The organism is Vibrio sp. 1CM23M (genome assembly GCF_023161755.1).
Lineage (GTDB): Bacteria > Pseudomonadota > Gammaproteobacteria > Enterobacterales > Vibrionaceae > Vibrio > Vibrio coralliirubri.
In genome coordinates this window covers 93,409-116,741 of the sequence record NZ_JALNTR010000009.1, presented here as the reverse complement: position 1 = coordinate 116,741, position 23,333 = coordinate 93,409, and the positions used below count along the sequence as shown (strand labels likewise).

The 23,333-nt window shown below is 46.7% G+C and carries 17 protein-coding genes; 3 read left to right on the top strand and 14 right to left on the bottom strand.

Annotation, left to right across the window (positions count from 1 at the left end; translation table 11 throughout):
• Window positions 1–39: 39 nt before the first annotated feature.
• From aroQ to MSG35_RS20430, 4 genes are all read right to left on the bottom strand, one after another.
• Window positions 40–489 (bottom strand): type II 3-dehydroquinate dehydratase, encoded by a 450-nt coding sequence (aroQ, locus tag MSG35_RS20445; protein WP_010435475.1) that lies wholly within the window; start codon window positions 487–489, stop codon window positions 40–42.
• A 323-nt stretch (window positions 490–812) separates the two neighbouring features.
• Complete coding sequence (gene acs / locus MSG35_RS20440) at window positions 813–2,762, bottom strand: acetate--CoA ligase (RefSeq protein WP_009844693.1); 1,950 nt, start codon at window positions 2,760–2,762, stop codon at window positions 813–815.
• Window positions 2,763–2,980: 218 nt separating this feature from the next.
• Window positions 2,981–3,613: a 3'-5' exonuclease gene (locus tag MSG35_RS20435; RefSeq protein ID WP_017062708.1), complete on the bottom strand. Its 633-nt coding sequence runs from the start codon at window positions 3,611–3,613 to the stop codon at window positions 2,981–2,983.
• A gap of 11 nt (window positions 3,614–3,624) precedes the next feature.
• A complete protein-coding gene (locus tag MSG35_RS20430) occupies window positions 3,625–5,457 on the bottom strand; it encodes a DUF294 nucleotidyltransferase-like domain-containing protein (RefSeq protein ID WP_248384906.1) in 1,833 nt (610 codons plus the stop codon).
• Between the two features lie 232 nt (window positions 5,458–5,689).
• On the opposite strand from MSG35_RS20430, the gene MSG35_RS20425 reads away from it, so the two are divergent.
• Window positions 5,690–6,886 (top strand): 3-phenylpropionate MFS transporter, encoded by a 1,197-nt coding sequence (locus tag MSG35_RS20425; protein ID WP_248384900.1) that lies wholly within the window; start codon window positions 5,690–5,692, stop codon window positions 6,884–6,886.
• Between the two features lie 118 nt (window positions 6,887–7,004).
• Window positions 7,005–10,436, top strand: a complete 3,432-nt coding sequence (locus tag MSG35_RS20420) for a PAS domain-containing hybrid sensor histidine kinase/response regulator (protein WP_248384899.1) — start codon at window positions 7,005–7,007, stop codon at window positions 10,434–10,436.
• Between the two features lie 85 nt (window positions 10,437–10,521).
• On the opposite strand, the gene MSG35_RS20415 is transcribed toward MSG35_RS20420, so the two are convergent.
• From MSG35_RS20415 to MSG35_RS20400, 4 genes are all read right to left on the bottom strand, one after another.
• Window positions 10,522–11,907: a class II fumarate hydratase gene (locus MSG35_RS20415; RefSeq protein ID WP_248384898.1), complete on the bottom strand. Its 1,386-nt coding sequence runs from the start codon at window positions 11,905–11,907 to the stop codon at window positions 10,522–10,524.
• Between the two features lie 12 nt (window positions 11,908–11,919).
• The gene (locus MSG35_RS20410) at window positions 11,920–12,303 is read right to left on the bottom strand and encodes a hypothetical protein (RefSeq protein WP_009844699.1); all 384 of its coding nucleotides are present in this window, start codon (window positions 12,301–12,303) and stop codon (window positions 11,920–11,922) included.
• A gap of 199 nt (window positions 12,304–12,502) precedes the next feature.
• Window positions 12,503–14,206 (bottom strand): sodium:solute symporter family protein, encoded by a 1,704-nt coding sequence (locus tag MSG35_RS20405; protein WP_065677172.1) that lies wholly within the window; start codon window positions 14,204–14,206, stop codon window positions 12,503–12,505.
• Window positions 14,207–14,216: 10 nt separating this feature from the next.
• Window positions 14,217–14,483: a DUF4212 domain-containing protein gene (locus tag MSG35_RS20400; RefSeq protein WP_010435433.1), complete on the bottom strand. Its 267-nt coding sequence runs from the start codon at window positions 14,481–14,483 to the stop codon at window positions 14,217–14,219.
• A 413-nt stretch (window positions 14,484–14,896) separates the two neighbouring features.
• On the opposite strand from MSG35_RS20400, the gene MSG35_RS20395 reads away from it, so the two are divergent.
• Window positions 14,897–16,648 carry a potassium/proton antiporter gene (locus MSG35_RS20395; protein WP_048612387.1) on the top strand — a complete coding sequence of 584 codons (1,752 nt, stop codon included), beginning with the start codon at window positions 14,897–14,899 and terminating at the stop codon, window positions 16,646–16,648.
• Here MSG35_RS20395 and MSG35_RS20390 read toward each other — a convergent pair.
• From MSG35_RS20390 to MSG35_RS20365, 6 genes are all read right to left on the bottom strand, one after another.
• Window positions 16,645–17,274, bottom strand: a complete 630-nt coding sequence (locus MSG35_RS20390; protein ID WP_048605445.1) for a response regulator transcription factor — start codon at window positions 17,272–17,274, stop codon at window positions 16,645–16,647. The two genes, MSG35_RS20395 and MSG35_RS20390, sit on opposite strands and share 4 nt — an antisense overlap.
• Window positions 17,275–17,486: 212 nt before the next feature.
• Window positions 17,487–19,349, bottom strand: coding sequence for a protein-disulfide reductase DsbD (locus MSG35_RS20385; protein ID WP_248384897.1), 1,863 nt, complete (start codon window positions 19,347–19,349; stop codon window positions 17,487–17,489).
• 175 nt (window positions 19,350–19,524) lie between these two features.
• Entirely contained in the window at window positions 19,525–20,013 is a 489-nt protein-coding gene (locus MSG35_RS20380; protein ID WP_048659199.1) for an arginine repressor, read from the bottom strand.
• Window positions 20,014–20,340: 327 nt separating this feature from the next.
• Window positions 20,341–20,805, bottom strand: a complete 465-nt coding sequence (gene pyrI, locus MSG35_RS20375) for an aspartate carbamoyltransferase regulatory subunit (RefSeq protein WP_248384896.1) — start codon at window positions 20,803–20,805, stop codon at window positions 20,341–20,343.
• 15 nt (window positions 20,806–20,820) lie between these two features.
• Window positions 20,821–21,750, bottom strand: coding sequence for an aspartate carbamoyltransferase (gene pyrB / locus MSG35_RS20370; RefSeq protein ID WP_017062721.1), 930 nt, complete (start codon window positions 21,748–21,750; stop codon window positions 20,821–20,823).
• Window positions 21,751–22,215: 465 nt separating this feature from the next.
• Window positions 22,216–23,226, bottom strand: a complete 1,011-nt coding sequence (locus MSG35_RS20365; RefSeq protein ID WP_048663019.1) for an ornithine carbamoyltransferase — start codon at window positions 23,224–23,226, stop codon at window positions 22,216–22,218.
• Window positions 23,227–23,333: the final 107 nt, after the last annotated feature.

The window sequence follows — 23,333 nt, the reverse complement described above, 5'->3', positions numbered from 1 at the left end:
CTATGACTGAGTAGGTTAGTAATAGTTCGTTGTTTATGTTTACTTTGAGTTGAGCTTGCTGAGCGCAGCGGTCAAAGCAAATTGATAACCTTGGGCACCTAAGCCACAAATCACACCTTCTGCTTTATCAGATAGGTAAGAATGGTGACGGAATGGTTCACGTGCGTGAACATTCGATAGATGAACCTCAATAAACGGGATGGCAACGCCAAGTAGTGCATCACGCAGTGCCACACTGGTATGTGTAAAGGCTGCTGGGTTGATAATAATAAAATCAACATTTTGATACGCACTATGGATCGCTTCAATCAGTTCATACTCACGATTTGACTGTAAGTGAGATAGCTCAACATCGTGTGCTTTCGCTTGCTCGGTCAGTGAGCTAATAATCTGGTCAAGTGTTTGAGAACCGTAATGTGCAGGCTCTCTAAGGCCTAACAGGTTAAGGTTTGGGCCATTTAAAACTAGAATGCGAAACTTTGTAGACATCGTGGGGCTATCTTCCTTTATCGTGTTTACGAACGTGAATGTTGCCATTTTATTGAAAATTTGCGGTTAATTTCTAGTGAGAAAAACCCAAATTTAAAAATTAGAACCAGATTATAGCTAATTCAGCGCAAATCGCAGCAATTTACTGGTCTAATCTCCTATTGATACGGCTTGGAATTGTTACCAACTTAACAAAAAAGCGTCTTAGCCTTAATTTGGGGCGGGATATTTGAGATCAAGATCAGCCATAAAAAAAACCGCCACATAGGTGACGGTTTAGAAATTGCTGTTTTAAACAGTGATTAGCTGCTGTGACTGGTTGCTTATGCCAGTTCTGCTTTCTCGGCAATCAGCTTATCAACCACGCTTGGGTCGGCCAGTGTCGAGGTATCACCTAGGTTACCTGTATCGCCAGTCGCGATTTTACGCAGGATACGACGCATGATTTTACCCGAACGAGTTTTTGGTAGAGAGTCGGTCCAGTGCAGTACATCTGGCGTTGCAATTGGGCCAATCTCTTTACGTACCCAGTCTTTCACTTCTTTATGAAGCTCTGCAGTTGGGAACTCACCATCATTTAGCGTGATGTAAGCGTAAATCGCTTGGCCTTTAATATCATGAGGGATGCCCACAATCGCAGCCTCAGCAATCTTATCGAACGCGACTAGAGCCGATTCAATCTCAGCTGTCCCCATACGGTGACCTGATACGTTAAGCACGTCATCGACACGACCCGTAATCCAGTAGTAACCGTCTTCATCGCGACGAGCGCCGTCACTGGTGAAGTACATGCCTTTAAAGGTCGAGAAGTAAGTCTGTTCGAAGCGGTCATGATCGCCATGAACGGTACGCATTTGGCCTGGCCAAGAGTCAAGAATCACTAGGTTGCCGTCTGTTGCACCCTCAATGATGTTACCCATGTTATCAACCAGCGCCGGTTGCACACCGAAGAATGGACGAGTTGCAGAGCCCGGTTTTAGGTCTGTTGCGCCTGGTAGCGGTGCAATCAAGATACCGCCAGTTTCTGTTTGCCACCATGTATCAACAATTGGAGACTGCTCATTACCGATTGTTTTGTAATACCACTCCCACGCCTCTGGGTTGATAGGTTCACCCACTGAGCCCATGATTCTTAGGCTGTCACGAGAAGTACCTTCAACGGCTTCATTTCCTTTCGCCATCAATGCACGAATAGCCGTTGGCGCAGTATAAAGAATATTAACTTGGTGCTTATCGACCACTTCACTCATACGGCTGGTGTTCGGGTAATTTGGCACGCCTTCAAACAGAATCGTTTTTGCGCCATTAGCAAGCGGCCCGTAAACAAGGTATGTGTGGCCAGTAATCCAACCCACATCGGCTGTACACCAGAAAGTCTCGCCTTCTTGGTAATCGAACACGTATTTGAATGTCATCGCTGCATAAACAAGGTAGCCACCTGTAGTGTGCATAACGCCTTTCGGTTTACCTGTTGAGCCTGACGTATAAAGGATGAATAGTGGATCTTCTGCGTTCATCTCTTCTGGTGGGCAATCTGCAGATACATTAGCAATAGCATCATGCCACCACACATCGCGATGTTCGTGCCATGCCACATCACCGCCAGTGCGTTTGAATACAACAACCTTCTCGATGTTTTTCACTTCAGGGTTCGTCAGTGCTTCGTCGACATTCTTTTTCAATGGAACCGCGCGGCCGCCACGCACGCCTTCATCGGCAGTGATAACGACTTTAGAATTTGAATCGATAATACGACCAGACAGTGCTTCTGGTGAGAAACCACCAAATACGACTGTGTGAACCGCACCAATACGGGTACATGCCAGCATGGCTACTGCCGCTTCTGGCACCATTGGCATGTATAAACAAACCACATCACCTTTGCGCACGCCTTGCTCTTTTAGAGCATTTGAAAACAGGCACACTTCTTTGTGTAGTTCATTAAAAGTTAGAGTTTTGTCATCAGCCGGGTCATCGCCTTCCCAGATGATAGCGACTTCATCACCGCGCTCAGCAAGGTGGCGGTCGATACAGTTAGCCGAAACGTTAAGCGTGCCATCTTCAAACCAGCGAATATCAATGTGGCCAGGATCGAAAGAGGTGTTTTTGACCTGTGTGAAAGGTTTGATCCAATCAACGATTTTTCCGTGTTCACCCCAAAAGCCTTCAGGGTCAGAAACAGATTGCTGGTACATGGCTAGGTAAGTGTCATTATCCGCGTGTGTGGTTGATTTAATATTTTCTTTTACCGGATAAACGTGGGCTTCACTCATTGCATCTCTCCTTGTGCCTACATTCCTAATGAACTGGCAACTTCCTTTGTGTTCAGTTTCTAGGTCTATTACAGAACCGTCTGTGTGTTATCACTCTCGGCTAGGACGGCGATTTCCACAATTAGACTTTAGGATGAGACGCTGCTTTTCACTTACAAAATAGCGAGTTAAGTTCATTTTTGAGATGTTGCTCTCTATGTGAAGCGCCAGTGGTTGAATTAAGAATAAGAAGAGTTGAAACGGGGCAGGTCACCATGTTTCAGGCGCACAAAGATCAGCGCAGCGGAGATAGCGTCTTGTAATGCATCATGTTTATTGACCGGGATAGGTAAATCGAGCTGGCGACAGATGGCGTCCATGCTGAGATCAAAATAGGCATTGGGCAGCTGTCTTTCGAGTTTGTCTTGGTAGAGTTGGCTCACTTCGACTAATCGGTTAGGCAGTGGAAATCCAAGCTGTTTTAAACAGGCGCGGTCGAGAATTTTTTTATCATAGCGGATGTGATAGCCGACTAAAGGACGATTTCCAATGAAGTTCAGTAGCTCGATTAAAGCCTGTTTTTCTTCGATGCCGTGCTTTAGATCTTGATGACGAATGCGGTGGATTTTTATTGAATTGCAATCGAGCGATTGAGGGGCGCGCAATCGGACTTCAAAAGGTTGGCTGGTAATGATTCGGTTACCGATGATCTTGGTCGCGGCAATGGTGACTAATTCAGCCTGATTGGGGTCTAGGCTGGTGGTTTCACAATCGAGCGATACATATTCATGATCAATAGGCGCAGTAAACAGAGGCTGATAGAGAGAGCCTTTGAGCTTGTGATGCCAGTAATAGCGAACCAACCTATTCATCGTTCAATCGCCTAATCCCGTATCTGATAGTGGTAGCCGAGCCATTGCTTGAATTTCTTTACTACGTGCAGGCTATGACGAAGCAGATCCCTGTCTGCTCGCTCCATCAGTTTGACGTTAATCTTGTTGCTGCTGTGCTGCTGAGAAAGCCTTTGGGCTAAGCGCCACTTAAAGAATTGCTTGAGTGCTTCACTAAGGTTGTCGGCGGTGCTTTGCTCTAACACCTTCTTGCTGACCAGTTGTTCAATGCGCTCGAAGGTATTGTTTACGGTGACACCATGCTCTAGGCAAAGCGCTCTCACACCATGCACGATAGGGAAAATACCGCCTTGTTTGATATCGAGCCCTGACTTGGATTGCTTCACATTACCAAACAGGGTCAGGGGAACTGAGAAGTTAAGGGCAGGGCGGCAGAACTCCGTCAGAATCAATTCTTGTCCGAGCATCAAATCACTGAGGTGCTGTTTGACTGGTTTTAATAACTCTCTATTCCCCGCCACTGCGTGTGCATCTGCCATGATCGCGATATCCATCACGGTGTCTGGCGTGGCTTTTTTTACCCAACGGGTGAGGGTTTGTTTCCACTCTTGTTCTGAATGCACCCATTTCGGATTGTTGACCATCACGTTGCCCGGACACAGTGGGTAACCCAATTGTTGAAGGGTATGAGTGAGGTCGTTCATGGCACTTTGGCATTGATGCCACTCCAAACCATCTTGAATTATTAGCGCGTTGTCTTGATCGGTTTTGAGAATTTGTTCCCCGCGGCCTTCGGACCCCAACACGATTAGGCAGCAATGATTATGCAGTGCCGGTGGGATCACCAACTCAAAAGCCTTCTCTATGATCTGTTCGTTGACCGCAGAAATCAGCTCCATGATAAAGCGTGTGCGAATCCCATTACTGAGCAAGCTCTCGACCAGTTGACGTTGTTTGTTGGATGCCATTGCCAATTCTTCAACGCTGGTGGCGCGCGCAATACGCAAAGTAAGAACGTGGGAGTGTGTGGAGAATGCACTGAGGATCTGTGTCATATCCACCATGCCGACCGCATTTTTACCATCACAAACCATCAACCTTTTTACTCTATTTCTGGTCATGGTAATCATGGCGTTAAATAAGAAATCGCCTTGGTTCACGTGCATCACCGGAAACGTTGCGATCTCACCAACAGGCGCATCCAGTGGGAAATTATCGAGCATCACAGCATGCAATAAATTGGTTCGAGTGACGATTCCATACAGTAAGGAACATGATGATCCAAAAGCTTTTGGATCATCATGTTCTAAATGAACTAGAGCCGAGTCTAACCCTTGTTCTTTAAGGGTTTGAGTGACTTGGTTGATCGGTTTATTTGGTTCAAGTATCAGTGGTGGGTGGTAGATAGAGTCATCCACTTTGGTCAATATAAACTCGGCAAGATTCTGTTGCTGCTGGGCGGCTTCTATCAAAGCTTTTCGTGTTGATAGGTTACTATCAAAGTAGGCAGCGAATTGGCCATTGGCGTGGTAAAGCTCAAGAAAAATATCGGTGGGCAGCAGATAACTTAATGTATCTTCGAGTGCGATATATTGGTGTTTGGTGTGAGGTTCAAACTGGCTGCGGACATCAAAAATATCGTCATTGGCATAGTGTGCGTAAATCTCGCCATCACTGCTCGCGCGCTCTTCAACAGCCCCTTTGATCAAAATATGCAGGTGTCGGCTCGGCCTTTGAGCTTCCAGTATCACTTCTTGAGAGCGGTAATACACCACGTCTAATGAAGAGCGAAGCTTCAACTGTTCGGCGTCGGACAGGCTATCGAAGGGCGGGTGCTGCATATTAAATTTGTCAGGCATAAGCATCACAAGAAGAAATGGGAGTCTTTAATCAGTCTGACAAAATACCAGCGAAGCTCCAGACGACTTTAGTCTAAATGCGAGTATGGGGATTAATGAGCGTGAAATCTCTTGTTGAAATGCGATATTCAGACCCATTGAATATGGGAATACTATCCCAGTAATAATTCCCTTTTTCATCGTATGCGAGATAGGCATAATTGGTGCTGCCTTTTTCCGCACACTTTATAGGTCATTTATGTTTAGCCCTTCACCCTATGGCTGGATCTCTCAGTATTTTCTTGGTTTCTTTTTTGCGTATGGCGTGTATTTGCCATTTTGGGCGTTGTGGTTTGAAGACCAAGGCGTGTCTGCTGGTGATATTGGCGTATTGATTGGTATCGGCTTTGCGACTCGTTGTGTGGCTAACCTAGTGATTACGCCGCGTATCCATAAAGTGGAACACTTGATGCCAGCGCTACGCTGTTTGAGTTTCGCTGCGCTGCTGTTTGTCGGTTTCCACTTCTTCACCGGTGGCAGCTTTATACTGATGTTGTTGGCAACGGTACTGTTTAACCTCTGTTGTGGACCGATCATTCCTCTTTCTGATGCGATGGCTAACCATTACAGTCGTTTGAAAATGCTCGACTACGGCCGAACTCGCCTTTGGGGTTCAATTGCCTTTATCGCAGGCTCAACGGTTGTTGGCTATTTGGTGGCACAATTTGGCACCGACATGATTTTGTATACTGCACTTGCGGGCGTGTTGTTGTCATTGATTCTGGCGATGAGAAATCCTAACGTGATGTCAGTAACGCAATCTGAGCAACAAGCGGCGCGACCAAAACTAGGTGAACTGCTGCGTGAGTCGTCAGTGGTGAAATTTTTAGCCTTGATGGCGCTGCTGCAAGGTAGTCATGCGGCTTACTACAGTTTTAGTGCGATTTATTGGAAAGAAGCGGGTCACTCAGAAGCGATTATCGGTTACTTGTGGAGCCTAGGTGTTGTTGCTGAGGTGGCAGTATTTGCTCTGAGTAAGCGATTATTCTCAGGCTGGTCACTGCGTACTTTGTTTGTTGTCGCAGCTATTGGGGTGATGGCGCGTTGGGGTATTACCGCATCAACCACTGCGATTTTCGCTCTGGTTATGGTACAGCTACTGCACGGTGTGACCTTTGCGATGGCACACATCGCCGCGATTCAATACATCCAATCTGAAGAACAAAACAAGATGGTTGCGCTACAAGCCCTGTATAACGCGATTCCATTAGGTGCCTTTATTGCATTAATGACTACCTTAAGTGGTTGGGGTTATGAGCTTTGGGGCGCAAATATCTTCTGGGGTATGGCTGCAATGGGTGCACTTGCTCTGTTCATTAAGTTGGATGAAAGAAGTTCAGTGGTTGAGATTAATCAATCAGATTCGGAACAGTCAGAATCTCACAGCAAATGCTGATAATTAGAGTCTAAAGCACAGAATTTAAGCGATGCGATTGAGTTAATCACCCATCCTTAGTTAAATGAAACCTCTCCCTTATGGAGAGGTTTTTTTATAGATGAGAAAAGGGTTTTCAATGCAAGGATGGATAGTAATTCCAGTCTCTTTAGCCTATTTGGGCGTGTTATTTCTGATCGCTTGGTATGGAGACAGGCAGGTTCGTTGGCTATCTCGTTGGCGCCCGTGGATCTATAGCCTTTCAATTGCGGTGTATTGTACCTCGTGGACCTTCTATGGAACGGTCGGGCAGGCGAGTAATAACCCTTGGTCCTTTTTACCCATTTACCTCGCCCCGATTCTGGTCTTTACACTAGGCTGGCGGATCTTGGCGCGACTGATCCTGATTGCGAAGCGGGAGCACATCACTTCCATTGCCGACTTTATCGCGGCTCGTTATGGAAAATCTCAGGGCTTAGCGGTGGCGGTGACGGTTATCGCCGTGGTCGGTATCCTTCCCTATATTGCTCTGCAACTGCGCGGTATTACCATGGGGTTGGATATTGTTGCGCCCAACCTAGCGGCTGACTTTGGTTATCAGGACTATCACGTCTCTTGGTTCGTGGTCGGTGCTTTGGCTATTTTTACCATGCTGTTTGGTACAAGACACATTGATAATACGGAGCATCACCGTGGCATGATGATGGCGGTGGCGTTTGAATCCATTGTTAAGCTCGCGGCATTCTTGATCGTTGGCCTGTTCATCATGTATCTGGCGATGAGCAGCGACAAAATCGACCTGCTTGATGTAGCGGCTTCCACCTACGAATCACCGAATATTCCGACCTTAATTATTCATACCGTTTTGACCATGTTGGCGATTGTCTGTTTGCCACGCCAGTTCCATACCATGGTGGTAGAGAACGAACGTCCTCAAGACCTGCATACCGCTCGCTGGTTGTTTCCGCTTTACCTGATTTTGATGGGACTGTTCGTGCTGCCAATTGCTTGGGCTGGACAAGGGCTACTTACTGGCATGCCAGCGGATACCTACGTGATCAGCGTGCCAATGGCAGAAGGCGCTAATCACATTGCTTTGCTGGCTTTCCTTGGTGGTACGTCTGCGGCAAGTGGCATGGTGATAGTGTCGACCATCGCCTTGGCGATCATGGTGTCGAACGATTTAGTGATGCCACTGTTGCTGCGCCGTATGCGCCTAACCCAAAGGACCCATCGACATTTTTCTGGCCTGCTATTGGTGATTCGCCGCGGGTTAATTTTACTGCTGTTACTGGGTGCTTGGCTGTTTTATCAGGCGCTCGATACCATTCATTCACTGTCAGCGATTGGCTTTCTTTCCTTTGCTGCGATTGCTCAATTCGCGCCCGCACTTATCGGTGGTTTGTACTGGCGCCCGGGTAACCGCAAGGGTGTGTATGTCGGTCTAATGGTTGGCTCGTTGATTTGGCTTATCACCCTAATGAGCCAAACCAGCATGTTGGCAGGCGACAGTGAAAGTAACCTTTTACTGTGGATTATCACGCCACCAGAGTTGCTCAGCAGTTGGGATATCAGCAGTTCAAACTGGGGAATTGTGCTGAGTATTGTGCTCAATACCTTGTGCTATGCCGTGGTTTCGATGTCGACCAGACCAAGCCTAAGTGAGCGCTTACAATCGGCGGCATTTGTTGGTACGCCACTGCCTGAGAACGAGAATATCAGCCTTTATCAGAATCGCGTGACAGTTGCTGAATTAGAGATGCTGGCGTCGCGTTTTGTGGGCCGTAAGCGTGCGAAAAGTGCCTTACACAGCTATTGGCAACAACACGGGCAGCCGCTGCTTCCTAATCAACAAGCACCTGCAAGTCTGATTCGACACGCAGAGCGCGTGCTCGCCGGTGTCTTCGGTGCTTCGTCTGCTAAGTTAGTACTTACTTCCGCTTTGCAGGGAAGAAACATGCAGCTTGAAGAAGTCGCGACCATCGTGGATGAAGCTTCGGAACTGTACGACTTCAGCCGTGGTTTACTGCAAGGAGCGATTGAACATATTGGCCAAGGCATCGCAGTAATAGATAAACAAATGAGGCTGGTGGCGTGGAATCAACGTTACTTAGAGCTGTTTGAATTTCCTGCGGGTTTGATTCAGGTTGGGCGACCCATTTCCGATGTGATTCGCCATAATGCCGAACAGGGTTTGTGTGGTCCGGGTGACCCAGAAGATCACGTTCGTCGCCGTGTTTATCACCTTGAGCAAGGCACTCGACACACCTCTTCTCGTATTCGTCCTGATGGCCGAGTAATTGAGGTGCAAGGTAACCCAATGCCAAGTGGTGGCTTTGTGATGAGCTTTACCGATATCACGGTATTCAGACAAGCAGAGCAAGCGCTAAAAGATGCTAACGAAAGCTTGGAATCGAGAGTTCATGAACGAACTCAAGAACTCGAGAAGCTTAACCATCGCTTGGTAAAGGCGACGCAAATCTCTGACCAAGAATCACAATCTAAGAGTCGTTTTCTAGCCGCGGTAAGCCACGATTTGATGCAGCCACTCAATGCCGCACGTCTATTTGCTTCGTCACTTTCTGAGGTAGCAAAAGAGCAAGAGGTGAAGCAATTATCATCTCACATCGAGAGTGCACTTGGCGCCGCAGAAGATTTGATTGGTGACTTGTTGGATATCTCTCGATTGGAGTCCGGAAAGTTAGAAACCAACATTCACGCGATTGCCGTGCACGATGTGCTAACCAACTTAAATGCGGAATTTAGTGCCTTAGCGAGACAACAGAAAATTGAGTTTAAGATGATTCCATCGTCATTGTTCATTCACTCTGACCCTAAGCTGTTAAGGCGTGTGATTCAGAACTTTTTGACCAATGCGTTCCGCTATAACCCGGAAGGGAAAGTGGTACTGGGTGCGAGAAGAGTGAATGGACAGGTTCGAATCGATGTGTGGGATAACGGAACCGGTATCGATGAAGACAAGCAACAAGAGATCTTTGAAGAGTTTACTCGTGGCAGCCAAGTGCGAGCCGATCAAGGATTGGGGTTAGGGCTGGCTATCTCGAAAGGTATTGCTCATGTGCTTGGCCATCAAATTTCGATGCGCTCATGGCCGGGCCAAGGCAGTGTCTTTTCTATCACCTTAGCTCGAGCGGAAAAAGTGGCTCCAGTTGTGCAAGCTTCGACGCCAATGGCGACCAGTGACATCGAACATCTGAAGATATTGTGTGTCGACAATGAACGAGAAATCTTAGTCGGCATGGAAAACCTGATTGGCCGCTGGGGCTGTGAGGTTAAGACGGCGGTTGATCTGGTCGAAAGTTTGCAGTGCCTAGATGAAGGTTGGCTGCCAGATGTCATTTTCTCAGATTACCGTTTGGATAATGGCAGAACGGGTCTCGAAGTATTACAGCAGTGTCGCTTGCGCCTTGGAGATTCTTTTGAAGGGGTCATCATCAGTGCCGATAGAACCGATGACATGTTGGCAGCGATAAAGGCCAACAGCTTTAGCTTTATTGCCAAGCCAGTGAAGCCACTCAAGTTAAGAGCGGTCTTGAATCGGGTGAGTTAGTTTAATTAACTCTTAGAGATTAAAAAGGCCTCAGGTGAGGCCTTTTTTGTTTCTGTGGATGACTATTCGCTTGTTAATTCAATAACTAACCCGCAATGCCACCCTGTGTCAGTGTGGTTGGATCAAGCAGCTTGCTGAGCTCTTCTCGGCTAAGATCGGTTTCTCTTTCTGCTACATCCAGAATTGGTAGGCCTTCTTTATAAGCTTTCTTGGCAATATCAGCCGCCTTTAAGTAGCCAATCACAGGGTTAAGTGCGGTCACTAGAATTGGGTTCTTTGACAGTGCCAAATCAAGATTGTCTTGGCGTACCGTGAAGGTCGCGATGGCTTTGTCCGCTAAAGCGACTGAGCTATTTGCCAACAGCCCAATGCTTTCTAGAACGTTATGAGCAATCACTGGCAGCATCACATTCAGTTGGAAGTTACCTGATTGTCCAGCTACGGTAATGGTGGTGTCGTTGCCAATGACTTGCGCCGCCGCCATAGCCGCTGCTTCTGGAATTACAGGGTTTACTTTTCCAGGCATGATAGATGAGCCTGGTTGTAGCGCCTGTAATTCAATTTCCCCTAAGCCAGCCAACGGACCAGAGTTCATCCAGCGAAGATCGTTTGAGATCTTCATGATCGCAACTGCTGCAGTTTTGAGCTGACCAGAGAGCGCAACGATCGCGTCTTGACTGCTGAGGTTAAAAAAGAAGTTTTCACTCGAGCTAAAACTGATCTTTGTCGATTGAGACAGGTTACTCGCAAATTTATCGGCAAAGCGTGGGTCAGCATTGATCCCTGTTCCAACCGCAGTGCCACCTTGAGCTAAAGCCTTGATAGCGGGCAGGGTGTTCTCTATTGCTTGCTTAGCGTGTTCTATCTGAAATTTCCAACCACCTAGCTCTTGAGCAAAGGTCATTGGCATCGCATCCATTAGATGGGTGCGACCTGTCTTCACGACCTCCGCAAGTTCCTGCTGTTTGATAGTGAGTGCTTCCGCAAGGTGATTTAGTGCAGGTAATAGCTTATTTTCAGCCATCAAAGCAACGCTTACTTGAATTGCGGTTGGCACCACATCGTTACTGCTTTGGCCCATGTTGACGTGATCATTGGGATTCACGTCGCCTTGCAAGCTTCTTGAAGCAAGCGTAGCAATCACTTCGTTGGCATTCATGTTGGAGCTGGTGCCAGAACCGGTTTGGTAGACATCGATCGGAAATTGGTCGAGGTGTTTACCCTCAATGATCTCTTGGCTGGCTTCGGCTATCGCGTTGGCAATATCACCTTCTAGTAGACCTAACTGAGCATTGGTATCTGCCGCCGCCTGTTTAATTAACGCCAGTGCTTGAATAAAACTGGTCGGCATCTTGTGCGAGCTAAACGCGAAGTTATCCGCTGCACGCTGAGTTTGTGCTTGGTATAGCGCATCGGCAGGGACTTTAACTTCGCCCATGCTGTCTTTTTCAATCCGAAATTGTAGGGTCATGTTCTATCCTTGTTAGCCAAGTGGGGCTTGGACTTGTTGTAGTGTTTGGCTGAGATTCAAAAAACGCGCTTGGCCTTGAGGTTGCTGGCAGTAGTGGCGTTTCAAATAAAATAGTGGTGAGTGAATAGAGTCTAGGCAGATATGACGAAAGGCGAAACTGCGCTCAGGAGACTCAATCGCTTCAATCAAATGAAAGAAAACTTGGCGTAGATACAGCTCGCACAACAAGATGTTTTCTTGAGCGGCATGCTTTTCATAGTAAGCCGAAAGCGTGAGTGCACACTCGATATACTCTCGAATTACAAACGGCTCATGGCCTTGAACTTGTTCTAATGAAGCAAAGCGATCCTGTGCTTTGTAAAACCTCGAATAGAGAACCTGCTGCTCTTTCATCATCTGCATCTCTTTACTTGATGTTAATGATAATTATTATCAAGTGGGATTCTAAAAACAACCCTTTGTTTCTCTTTTTATAAAGTGAGCAGAAAAAGAAAAAGCCGATACACGAAGTATCGGCTTTCTGGAGTCAGTACCTAATCCCTACAATGTAAGCACTGATTCATTTTTTGCTAAACATCTTTGTTAGTGGTTGTGCTTAGTGGTCGTGAGCTTCACCTGCACCTTTCGGGTAACGGATGTTCTCAACCATCTCTTGTACATCTTCAGGAACTTCAGCGGTCACTTTGTTCACTGCAATCGATACTACGAAGTTTAGACACATACCTAGCGTACCGATGCCTTCTGGGCTGATACCAAACCACCAGTTTTCAGGTGTGCTTGCTGCTGGGTTAATGAACTTGAAGTAGATGATGTAGCTTGCTGTGAAGGCAATACCTGACAACATACCTGCAATTGCGCCTTCCTTGTTCATCTTCTTGTAGAAGATACCTAGGATAATCGCTGGGAAGAAGGATGCTGCGGCTAAGCCGAAGGCAAACGCTACTACCTGTGCTACAAAGCCTGGTGGGTTAATACCCAAGTAACCAGCACCGACAATCGCGACCATAGCTGCCAGACGAGCGGCTAAGAGCTCCTGCTTGTCGGTCATGTTTGGTCTGAAGCCTTTCTTCAACAAGTCATGTGAAATCGACGTTGAGATTACCAATAGTAGACCCGCGGCTGTTGATAGTGCGGCTGCTAGGCCACCGGCTGCAAGCAGTGCTACAACCCAGTTTGGTAGTTTCGCTAGCTCTGGAGAAGCCAGTACGATGATGTCACGGTTAATCTTCATCTCGTTGCGCTCATCGCCCGAGTAGAACATTTTGCCATCGCCGTTCTTATCTTCCCAACCTACTAGGCCAGTGCTTTCCCAGTTTTTGTACCAGCTTGGTGCGTCTGCTGCTGCGACACCTTGCATGTCAGGGCCGTTGATTGTTTCGATCATGTTTACACGAGCGAATGCTGCAACACCTGGTGCTGTTGTGTATAGCAGTGAGATGAACAGTAGTGCCCAACCCGCTGAGATACGAGCATCACGTACTTTTGGTACCGTGAAGAAACGAATGATTACGTGTGGAAGACCCGCAGTACCGACCATTAGAGCCGCACAGATGAAGAATACATCTACCATGCTCTTGTTACCTTCGGTATAGGCGGTAAATCCGAGTTCTTCGGTCAGTCCATCCAGTTTATCAAGAAGGTAAACATCTGTGCCTGATAGCGTAGAGCCCATACCAACTTGTGGAAGTGGGTTACCTGTCATCATGATTGAGGTAAAGATTGCTGGAACAAGGAAGGCGAAAATGAGGACACAGAATTGAGCTACCTGCGTATAAGTGATGCCTTTCATGCCACCCAGTACTGCGTAGAAGAACACAATACCCATACCAATGATGATGCCTAGGTTAATATCAACTTCTAGGAAACGAGAGAATACAACGCCCACACCACGCATCTGGCCTGCAACGTACGTAAACGATACGAAGATTGCACAGAATACCGCTACCATACGGGCTGTTTTCGAGTAGTAACGCTCACCGATGAAATCAGGAACCGTAAACTGACCGAACTTACGTAGGTAAGGTGCTAAACACAGTGCAAGTAGTACATAACCACCTGTCCAACCCATTAGGTAAACCGCACCGTCATAACCAACGAATGAGATGATACCTGCCATTGAGATGAATGATGCTGCCGACATCCAGTCAGCGGCGGTCGCCATGCCGTTTGCTACTGGGTGTACACCACCGCCAGCAACGTAGAACTCACTAGTAGACCCTGCACGAGCCCAGATTGCGATACCGATATATACCGCGAAAGTAATACCGACGAGAATAAACGTCCAAGTTTGAATATCCATGTTCTAGCCTCTAGTCTTCCTGTACGTTGTATTTTTTGTCGAGCGCATTCATGCGGACAACGTAAATAAATATCAGCGCCACGAAGGTGTATATCGAACCTTGCTGAGCGAACCAAAATCCTAGCTTGAACCCGCCAAACTGAACGGTATTGAGGGCATCCACAAATAAGATGCCAGCGCCGTAAGACACCGCAAACCAGACCGCGAGCAGTGTTCCCATAATTCCCAAGTTTTCCTTCCAGTAGGCTTGAGCATGTTCCGTAGATTCGAACGCCATTGCCTTCTCCTTTATTCCGTTTTCGTAGAAACCGTTTTTGTAAATGGCTGTGTTAACGTAATGTTACGATTTAGAATGTAGCAAGGATAAGTAAAGGGATCTGTGCAACTTTAGTCGGGACGCGATTAGCGCTAATCCACTGAAATATGGGAGTTGGAAGACATAACCATAGAAAAATGTGATGTTACAATGTTGTTAAATTAGCCTAAGGTCTAACAAAAACGCATGAATTAGTATGCGAGTCATAAAATTTAACAACTAAATGACCGAGAAACGGTATTTAGTCCTGCATATGACACGAAGCGAAACATAAGTTTGTTATAGTATCAGCGGCACTTTTACCGACCGTGCCTTGCTTAACGGCAGAAGATCAACATGCTTAAAGCTCGGGTTTTATTCTTTGGGGGGACGAATTGGACGCAATAACTATTAACCACTTATTTTTAACTGGTGCGGTGCTCATCGCTATCAGTGTGCTTTTTTCGCAAGTGTCCTCTCGCTTGGGCGTTCCTATTCTTTTGATCTTCCTTTTCGTTGGCATGTTAGCCGGTGAAGACGGACCCGGTGGCATCAATTTCGATGATTATTCACTCACTTACTTGGTGAGTAACCTTGCCCTTGCTGTGATCCTGCTGGATGGCGGTATGCGAACCAAGGTGGCGAGTTTTAAGGTCGCTTTTTGGCCGTCGCTCTCGCTCGCGACAATAGGCGTGGCATGTACCGCGACTCTTACTGGTTTGATGGCCGCGTGGCTGTTCGACTTATCATTGATGCAGGGTATCTTGGTTGGCGCGATTGTCGGCTCGACCGATGCGGCTGCGGTATTTTCTCTGCTGAAAGGGCAGAGCCTCAATGAGCGTGTTGGCTCAACCCTAGAAATTGAATCCGGTACCAACGACCCTATGGCGGTGTTCCTGACGGTAACCTTAATTGCGCTGCTGGGCACGCCTGATGCTGAAATGGGGATGAACTTCCTACTGAAAAGTTTCGCGATGCAGTTTGGTATCGGCACCCTTGTTGGCATCGGTGGCGGCTGGCTTCTATGGAGTCTCATCAATCGAGTACAACTGGCTGATGGCCTTTACTCTATTTTGGTACTCAGCGGTGGTGTGGCGCTATTTGCGTTCTCTAACATGCTAGGCGGCAGCGGTATCTTATCGATCTACCTTGTAGGCCTGTTCATTGGTAATCGTCCGACGCGCTCTCGACACTCTATTCTTAATGTTCTTGATGGCATGACGTGGCTAAGCCAGATCGTGATGTTCTTGGTGTTGGGTTTATTGGTGACGCCATCAACGCTGATGGACATTGCTCTGCCTGCGCTAGCACTGGCTTTCGGTATGATTTTGTTTGCTCGTCCGCTGTCGGTTTGGTTGGGTTTACTGCCGTTCAGAAGCTTTACCACCAAAGAACGCTGGTTTGTTTCTTGGGTAGGTTTGCGTGGTGCAGTACCAATCATCTTAGCGGTATTCCCGATGATGGCTGGCCTGCCTAATGCTCAGCTGTATTTCAATATCGCCTTCTTCGTGGTTATGGTTTCGCTGATTGTTCAAGGCGGTAGCTTGATGAAAGTTGCAAGACTCGCTCAAGTGACTTTACCACCGACGCCAACGCCGATTTCTCGTACTGGTATGGAGATTTATCCGACCAGTGAGTGGGAGATGTTTGTCTACAAATTGAAAGACGAGAAGTGGTGTGTCGGCGAGCCGCTTAAGCGTTTATCTATGCCAGAAGGGACGCGTATTACAGCATTGTTTCGACAAGATGCCATGCTCCACCCATCGGGCAGCACTGTGTTGGAAGCGAACGATATCTTATGCGTGCTTGGTCAAGACAAAGATTTGGACAGCTTAAGTTCGTTGTTCAGTGAGGCGCCTCTAGCAGAAGAAGCGGCACGATTCTTTGGTGACTTCTTCTTGGATGTTGAACTATCAGTTGCGGCAGTGAGTGATTGTTATGGTATTGAACTTGGCTCGGAAGAAGAGCGAGAAATGACGCTAAAACAATTGGTTGCTCAAGAGCTTGGCGCACACTCTGTATTGGGCGATAGCTTTGAGTGGCATGACATCACTTGGGTAGTTGCAGAGATAGATGATCATAAAGTCGTCAGGTTGGGCTTATGTTTACCTAAGACGACTTTAGAAGAGGATATCAGTGAAGCTTAATTGTGGACTTCTTGTAGCAAGATAACCGCTTGAGTACGATTTTTCACATCCAGTTTACGGAAGATGGCCGTCATATGTGCTTTGATGGTCGCTTCCGAAACATTCAACTCATACGCGATTTGCTTGTTAAGCAAGCCGTCAGAAAGCATCCCTAATACCTTGTATTGCTGAGGCGTCAGTGTGGAAATCTTTTCTGCAAGGTCGCTACACGCTGCATTATTGGTGATAAGCCCTTCAGGGAAGAACGGGTCGCCATTCAGCACTTGATTCAGTGCACTCACCAACTCACGCATATCACTCGACTTAGGAATAAAGCCAAAGGCACCGTGGCTCTTCACCTGAGTGACCACGCTGGCATCTTCACTGGCAGAGACCACCACAATCGGTAGATCTGGGTATTCAGCGCGAAGTTGAATTAAGCCTGACATGCCGTTTGCACCCGGCATTTTCAGATCGAGCAGTAATAGATCCGGCTCGTCTTCCTTCTTTAGCAGAGTCAGTAAGGCATCGAGAGAATCGGCCTCAAGCAGGTTCGCACCACTGATCGCCATATGAACTGACTGAAACAGGGCGTTGCGAAAGAGAGGGTGGTCATCAGCAATGATGATGGTATAGGTCGAGTCCATGACGTTCATACTTTTAACAATTTAGTTAATATTTATTATCATCCTGATTGAGTATGTGGACAATATCTATGCATTAAAAGTCTGAACCATATCGACTTTTATCCCCGGAATAAGAAAGCGTTACTCTGAATAGCAAAAAAGCCGCACTGCCATCTCGTTACGGAGGGGCGGTGCGGCTTTCGATTCGGCTTATATTTTAGTGAATATTGCGGTTATAGCTGGTGGTTTTGCATGTGTTTTAAGAATACATCGGCAGGCATAAAACCGGTTACACGAGCATTTGGAACATGGTTACCCTCGCCATCCCAGAACTCTATGGTTGGCAATCCGAGTACCTGCAATTGTTTAAGTAGTTCAATGTCTTGAGGCATGTTTCTTGTCACGTCAGCCTGAAGCAGGACGAAATTAGAAAGCTTGTTCTCAACATCAGCTTGGTGGAAGGTGTACTTCTCGAACTCTTTACATGCCACACACCAATCGGCGTAGAAATCGAGCATCACTGGCTTGCCGAGTTTCTTGGCTTCGATGAGCTGGATTTCTAATTCTTCAACCGTATTGACGCGTGCAAATTGGATTTGTTGTTCAACCACAACACTCTTTTCGGCGAACCAGTAATTCAATGCTGGTTGCGCTGAAGCGAATAGTCCGAGCATCGCGATGATACCCACTGCACTTTGCTTCCAGCCGCCGAATGGCAGTGCATTCTTGCTGTGGTAAAGCCAACCAAAGGCGATGAAGCCTAATCCAGACCAAAGTACCGTTGCCCATAATTCAGGGATAATTCGCTCTAGCAGGAAGATAGGTGCTGCCAGCAAGATAAAGCCGAATACGATCTTCACCTTGTCCATCCAGCTGCCTGCTTTCGGCAGAAGCTTATTACCAAACACCGCAACTAAGATCAGCGGGATACCCATACCCATCGCTAACGCATAAAGAGCGATTGCTCCGGTTAATAGGTCGCCACTTTGAGCCACATACAGCAGTGCACCTGACAATGGCGCTGTGGTACAAGGTGAACATACCAAGCCCGAGATAGCCCCCATCGCGAACACGCCCAAGGTATTGCCACCTTGTTGTTTGTTACTTTGGTTGTTGAGCCAAGTTTGAATGCTGCTTGGCAGTTGCAGGTTATAAACGCCAAACATCGACATGGCTAACGCCACGAATAGAACGCTCAACGCAATCAATACGTAAGGGTGTTGCATCGCCGCTTGGAACTGCATACCTGCAGAGGCAACCACTAAACCTAACAGGGTGTAGGTTAGCGCCATACCTTGCACATAGATGAACGACAACATCAGCGCACGACCTTGGCTGAGCTTGCCGCCACCTAAAACGATACCCGTTAGAATTGGGTACATCGGCAGAACACACGGTGTAAAGGCTAAGCCAACACCAAGTGCTAAGAATAATAATGGCGTCCACCAACTGTCACCGAGCTTATCGGCTAGGCTCGCTTCTTTTGAAACGGGTGCACTTGATTGTGGAGTGGTGTTAGTTGCAACGTCTGCTTTTAGAGAAGCTTGTTGCGTTGAAACATCGGTTTCATTGTTTGCAGCCGATGACTCTTGCGATACCGCATTAGCTTGAGAGTCGCCTGAACCAGAACCAAAATCTGTAGCCGCAAATGGTTCAATGTCGATGATTCGAGTTTCGGGTGGATAGCAGAAACCCGCATCCGCACAGCCTTGATATTTAACGATCAGCTGTGAGCCATCTTGGTAACTCTGTAGGGGAACTTGAACGAATAACGGCTGGGTATAAATGCTCACCTCACCAAAGAATTCATCTTGGTGTGGCTTACCATCTTCTAATTCAACGTTACCGATCGCGAGATTTTGCCCAGTGAAAGAGAGGCTATGTTGGTAGAGGTAGTAGCCTTCTTTTACTTGCCAGTCGAGAAGCACCTTGCCGTCTTGCTGGTAGTAATTGAAAGGGAAAGCTTGGTCTACAGGGACAAAACCGTTGTTATTGCCTCCGAAGCTTGGCTCGGCGTTGTCATTTCCAAAAAGCGCCCACGCAGGCTGGGTGAACAGGGAAACACAAACAAAAAGTAATGTGGCAAGTCGTCGCATACTATTTAGTCATCAAATTGGAGTTGAAGGTATCTTAACTCAATCAGACCGTAATAGTTTGTGATTAGTTTCATCGACCAGCAAATATCCGCTAGGGCGGGTGAGCCACTTTGCTAGGCAGTCGAGAGAGGGTTAGCTGCGCAACTGCAGTGAACAGCCCTTGCCAGTAAGACATTTAGGCAACACCTAAGCGTGCTCTTACTACTTGTTCGCAAGCATCAATGTTCATCGTATCTTTTGGAATAATGAGCACAGTGTCATTGCCGCCAACAGTACCGATAATCTCTGTATGTGGGTCGATATCGACTAACCTTGCGACCAACTGCGCACAACCAGGGTTTGTTTTGACGATCACCATCGCTTGGTTGTGAGTAATTAATTCGATTTGCGATGAGATGGAGGCATCGACACGCACAGGCGCGCTTTCAACTGTAATGCAGTAAACCTTTTTACCACAGGCATTCTGAATTTTGACAACGCCAAGCTGTGACAAAATGCGAGAGACAGTCGATTGGCTAATGCCTGTATAACCGATCTCGACCAGTTTCTCGCGCAGTTGATTTTGGGTCGAGAAGCTTTGTTGTTGTAGTAAGCGTTTGCACGCCGCAGTCAGTGTTTTATCTTCAGCTGAATACAAGCAACCGTGCTCAGTGATTTCGTTCATGAACAACTCCTTAAGGTCAACGTGTGGATATCGCTTGTCCATAGCGCAGAACGCACTCCCAAAGCCGTAGAGTACGATTATTAATTAGGCTTACCGATGAATCCCGAAGTAGAGAAGGAAGGGTATGCGAGATGTATGATCATCTATGCATTGAGTTTACCACTAAAGGATAGTTATCTTTTTGAAGGCGATCACCAAACAAAATTCTGGTTAATTGCTTTTATTGCGGAGTTTTATTCTTTGGTTAAATGGATATTTATTCCGTGTTGGGAATAAATATCCATGAATTATTAAGGGTTTTTATTGCGGAGGTAATAGCGCTAAGGGTTAGCGAATTTCACTCATGATCTCGCGAGAGAATACTTTTTCACAGTAGTGACATTTTAGCTGTACGTTTTCGTGTTTTAGCTGCACTTTAAAGCTACTTTCGACAGGTTCACCGTGCGAAATACAGTTGCTATTTGGGCAAGCGAACACACTGTTGATTTGTTCTGGCAGCACAAGTGTTAGCTTGTTGACCACTTTGTACTCTTCAATCTGATTCACAGTCGCTTGTGGAGCGTACAGAGCCAATTGGTTGGCTTGTTCCTTGGTCAGAAAGATGTTCTCAATCTTGATTAGGTCTTTGTTGCCGAGCGCTGATGATGGCAGGTTTAACCCCATCGTGATGCGTTGTTCTGTTTTATGCAGCTTGAACAGTTTGAGAATTTTAATCCCAAGATGAGCAGGGATGTGGTCAATCACGCTGCCTTTACGAATGGCTTCTACTTGTAGTTGAGTTTGTTTAACCATGACTGTATCTCCTGCTTATAAAGTGTCGTTTAGAACTAGGGCTAATAGGGCTTCGCGAGCATACACACCATTTTCAGCTTGCTCGAAGTAGTAAGCGTGTGGCGTTTTATCTACGTCGGTTGTGATTTCGTCGACACGTGGTAGCGGGTGAAGCACCTTCATGTTTTGGCGCGCGTCTTTCAGGGTATCGGCCGTTAGGATGTAAGCCGATTTCATGTGTGCGTATTCCGACGCATCAAAGCGCTCTTTCTGTACGCGAGTCATGTATAAAACATCCAGTTCTGGCACGACTTCTTCAATGCTGCTGTGAGTGCTGTATTGGATCCCCATCTCTTCTAGCTCTTCACAGATGTAATCTGGCATCTCTAATACTTCTGGTGCGATAAAGAAGAAACGTACGTTATTGAATTTTGATAGCGCTTGGGTTAGTGAGTGCACAGTACGGCCATATTTTAGGTCGCCGACGAATGCGACATTGAGGTTATCAAGCGTGCCCTGCGTTTCGTAAATCGAGAACAGATCCAGCAAGGTCTGAGTTGGGTGTTGGTTGGCACCATCGCCGCCATTTACCACCGGAACACCGTTAGAGAATTCAGACGCTAAACGTGCTGCGCCTTCTTGTGGGTGACGCATCACAAAGGCATCCACGTAAGATGAAATAACCTGCACTGAGTCGGCAAGCGTTTCGCCTTTTTTCGCCAGTGATGTGTTACCGCCATTATCAAAGCCGATGACCGTGCCACCAAGGCGTTGAACGGCGGTTTCAAATGAAAGACGAGTTCGAGTTGAAGGCTCAAAGAAGCAGCTCGCAACGACTTTATTTTTCAGCAACTCTGGGTTTGGCTCGGCCTTGAGTCTTGCTGCTGTGTCGACGATAAGCTCTAGTTCATTACGAGTGAGCTCAGGTATGGAGATGATGTGCTTGTTAAATAACGAATGCGCCATAACGGGTCTTCCTTCTATGCATACAGTCAAATTGCGGACAAAAAAAAGCCCCCTAAAAATAGGAGGCTTCGAAACGATCAATAGAGCAAAATAAAAATGACACCAACGCCACTCTTTGGCGTGTGATTTGACAATTATGTGCGACAGAATTGCGGTTCATTTTTTGCTCTCTTTAGACAAATTGCGGAGGATTATACTCAGATAAAAAGACCATGCAATACTTTCTGTAAAGTATTCATTTAATGGATTTTTATGCGAAATTGCGTCCGTTTTTAGCTTTCATTTAAGCCTTTGTCGGAACTGCGAATCTCAGGCTTTTTCAGGTAATAATCCTTTCTAGTACATGAAAAAAAATGCGGGTTTTATCCAAGGTCAAAATCCCAAGAACGCCACCCGCATTTCCCTGTTATTGCACTTAACTTGTCAACGTCTTGCGAACAAGTGAGTGCTTAACTTATTAACTTATTAGCTGCCTAGTGTCGCAACCATTACTGCTTTGATGGTGTGCATGCGGTTTTCAGCTTCGTCGAACACGATAGAGTATTCAGACTCAACCACTTCATCTGTCACTTCAACGCCGTCTTTTAGTTGTGGATATTCAGCAGCAAGTTGTTTGCCTACGGTGGTATCTTCGCCGTGGAAAGCCGGTAGGCAGTGCATGAATTTCACATGTGGGTTGCCAGTCGCTTTGATCATGTCCATGTTGACTTGGTAAGGCATCATTAGGTTAATGCGCTCAGCCCACGCTTCTTTTGCTTCGCCCATCGATACCCAAACATCGGTGTATAGGAAGTCACAACCTTGCACGCCTTCTTGAACATCTTCTGTTAGCGTGATTTTGCCGCCTGTGTGTTCAGCAATTTCACGACATTCAGCTAATAGCTCTTCTTGTGGCCAGAATTGTTTTGGAGCAACAAGGCGAATGTCCATGCCCATTTTCGCAGCGCCAACCATTAGAGAGTTACCCATGTTGTTACGAGCATCACCTAGGTAAGCAAAGCTGATTTCATGCAGTTGTTTACCACGGCCATATTCGGTCATGGTTAGGAAGTCAGCAAGAATTTGTGTTGGGTGGAATTCGTCAGTTAGACCATTCCATACTGGCACGCCAGCGTAAGCGCCTAGCTCTTCAACGATTTCTTGACCGAAGCCGCGATATTCAATGCCATCGTACATGCGGCCAAGAACGCGAGCGGTATCTTTCATTGATTCTTTGTGGCCAATTTGAGAGCCAGATGGGCCTAAGTAAGACACTCGAGCGCCTTGGTCGAATGCCGCTACTTCGAATGCACAGCGAGTACGAGTTGAGGTTTTCTCAAAGATAAGCGCAATGTTTTTGCCAGTCAGTGTTGGCTGTTCGTAACCGTTGTACTTCGCTTTTTTTAGCTCCATAGAAAGATCTAACAAGTGTTGAATTTCGCGTGGAGTGAAATCTAGTAGTTTTAGGAAGTTACGATTGCGTAGGTTAAAAGCCATGATGTATTCCTTCTTAGATTTAGGCGCTTTCTTGTTACAGGGAAAGAAAATTCAAGAAAGCGCGATTCAATTTTTAAGTTAAATTTGTTCGGTTCTGTTTGTTTCGT

Coding starts and splice junctions, on each gene's coding strand:
- pyrI (WP_248384896.1), bottom strand. CDS start 20,805: ATGGTTAAACAAACTCAACTACAAGTAGAAGCCATTCGTAAAGGCAGC.
- MSG35_RS20385 (WP_248384897.1), bottom strand. CDS start 19,349: ATGCGACGACTTGCCACATTACTTTTTGTTTGTGTTTCCCTGTTCACC.
- MSG35_RS20400 (WP_010435433.1), bottom strand. CDS start 14,483: ATGGCGTTCGAATCTACGGAACATGCTCAAGCCTACTGGAAGGAAAAC.
- MSG35_RS20380 (WP_048659199.1), bottom strand. CDS start 20,013: ATGAACGAAATCACTGAGCACGGTTGCTTGTATTCAGCTGAAGATAAA.
- MSG35_RS20415 (WP_248384898.1), bottom strand. CDS start 11,907: ATGACCCTACAATTTCGGATTGAAAAAGACAGCATGGGCGAAGTTAAA.
- MSG35_RS20430 (WP_248384906.1), bottom strand. CDS start 5,457: ATGCTTATGCCTGACAAATTTAATATGCAGCACCCGCCCTTCGATAGC.
- MSG35_RS20425 (WP_248384900.1), top strand. CDS start 5,690: ATGTTTAGCCCTTCACCCTATGGCTGGATCTCTCAGTATTTTCTTGGT.
- MSG35_RS20390 (WP_048605445.1), bottom strand. CDS start 17,274: ATGGACTCGACCTATACCATCATCATTGCTGATGACCACCCTCTCTTT.
- MSG35_RS20420 (WP_248384899.1), top strand. CDS start 7,005: ATGCAAGGATGGATAGTAATTCCAGTCTCTTTAGCCTATTTGGGCGTG.
- MSG35_RS20365 (WP_048663019.1), bottom strand. CDS start 23,226: ATGGCTTTTAACCTACGCAATCGTAACTTCCTAAAACTACTAGATTTC.
- acs (WP_009844693.1), bottom strand. CDS start 2,762: ATGAGTGAAGCCCACGTTTATCCGGTAAAAGAAAATATTAAATCAACC.
- MSG35_RS20405 (WP_065677172.1), bottom strand. CDS start 14,206: ATGGATATTCAAACTTGGACGTTTATTCTCGTCGGTATTACTTTCGCG.
- pyrB (WP_017062721.1), bottom strand. CDS start 21,750: ATGGCGCATTCGTTATTTAACAAGCACATCATCTCCATACCTGAGCTC.
- MSG35_RS20435 (WP_017062708.1), bottom strand. CDS start 3,613: ATGAATAGGTTGGTTCGCTATTACTGGCATCACAAGCTCAAAGGCTCT.
- aroQ (WP_010435475.1), bottom strand. CDS start 489: ATGTCTACAAAGTTTCGCATTCTAGTTTTAAATGGCCCAAACCTTAAC.
- MSG35_RS20410 (WP_009844699.1), bottom strand. CDS start 12,303: ATGATGAAAGAGCAGCAGGTTCTCTATTCGAGGTTTTACAAAGCACAG.